The sequence below is a fragment of the Bacillus sp. mrc49 genome (assembly GCF_002803435.1).
Map to the genome: position 1 here is coordinate 1 of NZ_PHNG01000102.1, position 1,805 is coordinate 1,805.

General features: G+C 40.7%; 2 protein-coding genes. One reads left to right on the forward strand and one right to left on the reverse strand.

Annotation, left to right across the window (positions count from 1 at the left end; all coding sequences use genetic code 11):
- Positions 1-87: 87 nt before the first annotated feature.
- Entirely contained in the window at positions 88-837 is a 750-nt protein-coding gene (locus tag CVN76_RS00680; protein ID WP_100530072.1) for a type II toxin-antitoxin system SpoIISA family toxin, read from the reverse strand.
- A gap of 239 nt (positions 838-1,076) precedes the next feature.
- Between CVN76_RS00680 and CVN76_RS00685 the strand changes: the two genes are divergently transcribed.
- A partial coding sequence (locus CVN76_RS00685; protein ID WP_232732033.1) for an MBL fold metallo-hydrolase occupies positions 1,077-1,805 on the forward strand: 729 nt, incomplete at its 3' end.

Genomic DNA, 1,805 nt, shown 5'->3' on the forward strand with positions numbered 1-1,805 from the left:
CGGGCTTAACCCAACATCGGGTATCTTAACCTGTGGTTTGATTACAGCAACCGAAACTTCACTGCCGACTTTATCATAAATGCTCATCTAACCTTCACCACCTGGATTTTGTTTTATGACCATATCGAACATCATGATCAGTAATGCTATCAACAAACAATCGACTTCTGAAATGAAGCTTTCCGATTTAACGTCAAGGATATATGGTTCCATCAAAATGCTTACTGGCTGGAGTGCCATTTTTTCTTCATCATTATAATACGTATCTTCTCTTTCCAATGTAGCACGAATGGTGCTGCCATTCAAGTTAGGATGCCCAGTCATCACCATTTGCTTGTCCTGTTCCGTCTTGAAAGGAAGAATGTTCACGCTCATCGCTTCCTTTGCAGCGTAAGCTTGAAGGAGAATGCTCAAATAAGCCAGATACTCCTTATTCGTTTGATAGTATTCAGGTATTCCTTCTTTCTTTAACAAGTGAAACATATTTTTGACCTTTTCCCTATTGTCCGTTAAAAGCTTGTCGCTTTCCGCAACAGCTTTAGTTGCGTAGGACAATTCATTGTCGCCAATTTTCGATATATACATGCTCAAGAACACAAACATATCAATCAGAATGAATACAACTGCCATGATCAAAAAGTTTTTCCACTCGTTGAATATACTCATCGGATAGAAATTCCAATAAATCAGCGCTCCCAGTATAAAAATGATATACCAGGTTTTTCGGATCGCTTCGATTTTTTTACTTACCTTGTCTTTATATTTCCAAGACAAGATAACATAGGCCAATAAAGCAAAAAACACCACCCAGACAAAGACTCTGAAAAAAATTAACAACCGTTATCCCCCTGCCCCTCATACGCCGTTTATATATCTTCTCTCTCTATATTATTCATTTCATCTACCTCTTTTCCCTGCCTGGAGTTTATGAAACTTATGCCATTCCCCTAAAGTTTCACTTTATAAAGAGCGATTTCTCAAGGGTGGATATTTACGGGACATCTTAGTAAATAACCTTAGTTATTCTGTGATATGATAAGTAACAAAAATATTTGATTATATGGAGGAACATCATCATGCTGAAAATTGTAAAAATCATCGTTTCTGCTTTTATTTTATTGTTCCTTTTCCTTAAGCTTTATCCTCCACTAGGGAAAAAGACGACGAAAGCAAAAGTGAGAATGTTCAATGAGAAAGATAATTTTGCCAATGGGAAATTCCAGAATCAGGTCCCCACAAGTCAAGCGATGAGTTTAAAGCATACTGGCTCCATATTACGGGATTACATAAGAGGCAATCCGAAAAAAAGGCCAGACACCCCTATCACGATTGGAACAAAAGGGACGGCCGCTGAAGATTCCAATAAGATTACCTGGTTTGGCCATTCCGCCTTCATGTTGGAATTGGATGGTAAAACGATCCTGGTGGACCCTATGTTCGGCAAGGCCCCCACTCCCTTTCCTTGGTTCGGCAACAAGCGGTTTAGCGGCGAGCTGCCCGTTGACCTGGATTCGCTGCCATCTATCGATGCCGTTTTACTATCGCATGACCACTATGACCATTTGGATTATCACTCAATAAAGAAATTGAAAGACAAGGTTGGGCAGTTCATCGTTCCCCTAGGTGTCGGGGGACATCTGGAGCGCTGGGGCGTTAACGAAGAATTGATATCAGAACATAATTGGTGGGATGAGGTTTCATTCAAGGGTTTACATTTAGTCTGTACTCCTGCCAGGCATTTTTCCGGACGGAGTTTAACGGATGGCAATACCACGCTTTGGTGTTCCTGGGTGATCAGTGGTGAG